This is a genomic window from Sphingomonas sp., from assembly GCF_031372575.1.
GTDB lineage: Bacteria > Pseudomonadota > Alphaproteobacteria > Sphingomonadales > Sphingomonadaceae > Sphingomicrobium.
In genome coordinates, this window is record NZ_JANMLM010000068.1 from 1 (window position 1) to 3369 (window position 3369).

Here is a 3369-nt window from a genome sequence, read left to right on the forward strand (position 1 = left end):
GACCTCGGCTGCCTCGGCGATCAGGTCATAATGGCCTTCAGTCAGACCGGTGGTTCCGACCAGGATCGGAATGGCCGCACTTACCGCCAGATCGAGGCTCGACCGGAGCCCGTCGGGGGAGGAGAAGTCGATCAGCACATCGCCATGATCAGGGTCGATCGTGATGTCGTCCGCCGGTTCGACCGCGGCGGCGATGGCGCGTCCCATCCGTCCCCGCGGGGCGTAAAGCGTGAGGCGAAGCGGTTGCTGATCGGTGCGCATGGGCAGCGTGATGGCGCAGCGCCTAGCCGCGCGCAATGCCCAGTCGCTGCTGGAGCGCGCGTGCGGCGGCGGGGGCGCGGATTTTCGAGCCATTGATCAGGAAGATGTAGCTGTCGCGACCATCCGCCGACCAGCGCCGCGCGCGGGCCTCGAACGCGGCCAGCGAGGACTCGTCATAGCCGGTCGACACCACTTCGCGCATCCGCTGTAGTCGCGCGTAGGCGAAGTCGGCGGTGTCGGCGTCAATACAGGGAAATTCATCGTGGTCGCCGAACACCACCGCGACATTGCGGTCGGTCGCGAGCTTGAAGAAGCGGTCGTCGCGGAAACTTTCGTGGCGCGGTTCGATCGCATGGCGGAGCGTGCGGTCGCCGAGTTTCGCGGGGAGGAGATCAAGGAACGCGGCGATGTCGTCATGATCATATTGGCGATGACGCGACAACATCCATAAGGTCGGGCCGAGGCGGTCGCCAAGTTTGGTCAGCCCCTGTGCGTAGAAATTGCCGATACCCTCGCCCGCGTTGGCCAGCTTGGGGCGGGTAACGCAGTAGCGCGACGCCTTGATCGCATAGTGGAAGCCGTCGGGCGCGGCGGCGGCCCATCTGGCCCAGCTGGCGGGCGACTGACGGCTATAGAAGGTCGAGTTGATCTCGATCGCGCCGAAGCTCGCGGCGGCGAATGCCTGCTCCTTCGACTGGGCCAATCCGGGCGGGTAGAAATCGCCGCGCCACGGGGCGTAGGTCCAGCCGCCAATGCCGATGCGGACGATGGGATCAGCCATCGTACTCCAAAGGAGCCGCGGTACCGCTGGAGAGGGTGTTGGGTCGGTTGGGATCGACGGGGACACCATCGGCATCGGGGCGCGAACGTCGACCGCCGCGCCTCAGGCCGCCGGCGAGGCCGATCTGGCTCTGGATTCGGTGCCAGAGGTGCTCCCAAATATCATCGGAGCTAAGGCGACGGCGGCTTCTCACCGCGTCGCCCGTAGCACAATCAAGCGTCGGGCAAAAACCGCGCGGCGATGTCACGGGCAACGCGTGCCGGGCGATGAGTCACGGCGTCGAGGCAGCACCAGCTCGATTTCACTTCGGCGAGCACAACTTCGCCGCGCTTGATCACGGTGGTGAACAGCGCCTTCGCGCCTTCGACCTTTTCCGCGATCACATCGGCAACGACGATATCGTCGAGGAAGGTCGGACGGCGGTAATTAATCTCGTGGCTGAGCGCGACCCACAGGTGGCGGGCGACCGCTTCGGGCGGGGCCAGGCTCTCCCAGTAGCGGATCACCGCTTCCTGCACCCATTTCAGATACACGCTATTATTGACATGACCCATATGGTCGATGTCCGCCGGCAGGATGCCAATCGGGTGATGATAAGTGATCGCGGCCATATCTTTAGGTGGTGCTAGCTGACAGAAATGTCAATATCGTTAAGGATTCAAAGGCGTTGCAATGTAGCGGCAGGGAGCGGCGATGGACCGGACTAGCAATATCGTCATCCTGACCGGCGCGGGGATCAGCGCGGAGAGCGGGCTGGCGACGTTCCGCGCGGCCGATGGGTTGTGGGAGGGGCATCGCGTGGAGGATGTCGCGACTCCCGAGGCGTATGCGCGCCATCCGGCGTTGGTGCATTCTTTCTACGACGCGCGGCGGGCGCGGCTAGGGGAGGTCCAGCCCAATGCGGCGCATGTCGCGCTGGCGCGGCTCGATGCCGAGTGGCCGGGCGAGCTGCTGATCGTCACCCAGAATGTCGATGATCTGCACGAGCGGGCGGGGGCCAAGCGGCTACTCCACATGCATGGCGAGTTGCTGCGCGGGTGGTGTCTGGCATGCGACAATCGCTTCCCGTGGGAGGGGGACATGCTTGTCCAAGCCGTTCGTGTCGAGCGAAGTCGAGACACGTCCGCGCAGCGTCCCTCGACTGCGCTCGGGACGAATGGGAATATTTGTCCTGTCTGTAACGCGGAAGGCCGGGTCCGCCCCGACATCGTCTGGTTTGGCGAGATGCCGTACGAGATGGACGCGATCGAGGCGGCGCTGCGCGGATGCGATCTGTTCGTGTCGATCGGGACGTCGGGCGCGGTCTATCCCGCTGCGGGGTTTGTGCAGACCGCGAAATATGTTGGCGCTGCGACACTGGAGATCAATCTCGAGCCGAGCCAGGGGAGCATCTTCTTCGACGAGCGGCGGTTCGGGCGCGCGAGCGAGGAAGTGCCTAAATGGGTGGAGGAAATGTTAAGCTGAGCCTTCGTTATCCTCGCGTTCTGCAAGTGTCTCGGATTGTGCATACAACTCAAGATATTCCGCTTCACGATTTATGCAAGAAACGTGAATTATGAGGGTCTCCCGTAGTTCCACATCGTCGTAGCTAAAATCTGCACAAAACTGAGAATACCAAAACACGTTCTCGAGGCTCTCGTTGTTTTGCCAAGTTGTCATAATAAAATTTTCAGCCGGCACATCGTAATTATGACGTCCAAGACTCGTCTTATCGACAATGTCGTGGAATTCTTCGCATTCCTTGCCCCAAGCCATCATATAACGGCAGCCAGCTGTAACTAATCGTTGGCTGACGATCTCTTGCCATTCTCCCGATGATTCTGTTTCCAGAACCACAATCGCCTTGAACGGATTCGGGTGAGACAGTTCAGGCACGTCAGCGTTAGGCTCAATGCGGATGTATAAGGGGCGCTCGTCCATTCACTCGCTCCAGTCCAGCCCGATGTCCTCGTACAGACCGCGATCCTCGTCCCACTTGGGGTTGACCTTGACGTGGAGGAACAGGTGGACCTTGCGCCCCAGATGCTCGCTGATTGCCTCGCGCGATGCCTGGCCGATGGCTTTCAACCGCGCGCCGCCCTTGCCGACGACGATCGCTTTCTGGCTGTCGCGTTCGATCAATATTTGCTGGTGGATGACGGTCGAGCCGTCCTTGCGATCTTCCCACTTCTCGGTCTCGACCGCGGCCGAATAGGGCACTTCGGCGTGGAGCTGAAGGAAGAGTTGCTCGCGGGTCAGATCGGCCGCGACCAAGCGGTCGGTGGCGTCGGTCCCTAGGTCGTCGGGGAAGTGCCACGGGCTGGCCGGCATGGCGGCCGAGCGATGCG

Annotated in this window: 5 protein-coding genes and 1 pseudogene; 1 reads left to right on the plus strand and 5 read right to left on the minus strand. The window is 62.1% G+C overall.

The annotated features are described in order from the left end of the window. From RMN73_RS06425 to RMN73_RS06435, 3 genes and pseudogenes are all read right to left on the minus strand, one after another. Positions 1 to 261: pseudogene (locus RMN73_RS06425) on the minus strand (hypothetical protein); the annotation flags it as partial. Between the two features lie 22 nt (positions 262 to 283). Then, the gene (locus RMN73_RS06430; RefSeq protein ID WP_309602496.1) at positions 284 to 1042 is read right to left on the minus strand and encodes a DUF72 domain-containing protein; all 759 of its coding nucleotides are present in this window, start codon (positions 1040 to 1042) and stop codon (positions 284 to 286) included. Between the two features lie 212 nt (positions 1043 to 1254). Then, entirely contained in the window at positions 1255 to 1653 is a 399-nt protein-coding gene (locus tag RMN73_RS06435) for a thioesterase family protein (protein WP_309602497.1), read from the minus strand. A gap of 82 nt (positions 1654 to 1735) precedes the next feature. Here RMN73_RS06435 and RMN73_RS06440 point away from each other — a divergent pair, with 82 nt between their 5' ends. Then, positions 1736 to 2506 carry an NAD-dependent deacylase gene (locus RMN73_RS06440; RefSeq protein ID WP_309602498.1) on the plus strand — a complete coding sequence of 257 codons (771 nt, stop codon included), beginning with the start codon at positions 1736 to 1738 and terminating at the stop codon, positions 2504 to 2506. On the opposite strand, the gene RMN73_RS06445 is transcribed toward RMN73_RS06440, so the two are convergent. After that, entirely contained in the window at positions 2498 to 2962 is a 465-nt protein-coding gene (locus RMN73_RS06445; protein WP_309602499.1) for a hypothetical protein, read from the minus strand. The two genes, RMN73_RS06440 and RMN73_RS06445, sit on opposite strands and share 9 nt — an antisense overlap. Beyond that, a partial coding sequence (locus RMN73_RS06450; RefSeq protein WP_309602500.1) for a KH domain-containing protein occupies positions 2963 to 3369 on the minus strand: 407 nt, incomplete at its 5' end.

Excerpts from the sequence above, each read along its gene's own strand:
- RMN73_RS06430 (WP_309602496.1), bottom strand. The coding sequence starts at position 1,042 with ATGGCTGATCCCATCGTCCGCATCGGCATTGGCGGCTGGACCTACGCC.
- RMN73_RS06435 (WP_309602497.1), bottom strand. The coding sequence starts at position 1,653 with ATGGCCGCGATCACTTATCATCACCCGATTGGCATCCTGCCGGCGGAC.
- RMN73_RS06440 (WP_309602498.1), top strand. The coding sequence starts at position 1,736 with ATGGACCGGACTAGCAATATCGTCATCCTGACCGGCGCGGGGATCAGC.
- RMN73_RS06445 (WP_309602499.1), bottom strand. The coding sequence starts at position 2,962 with ATGGACGAGCGCCCCTTATACATCCGCATTGAGCCTAACGCTGACGTG.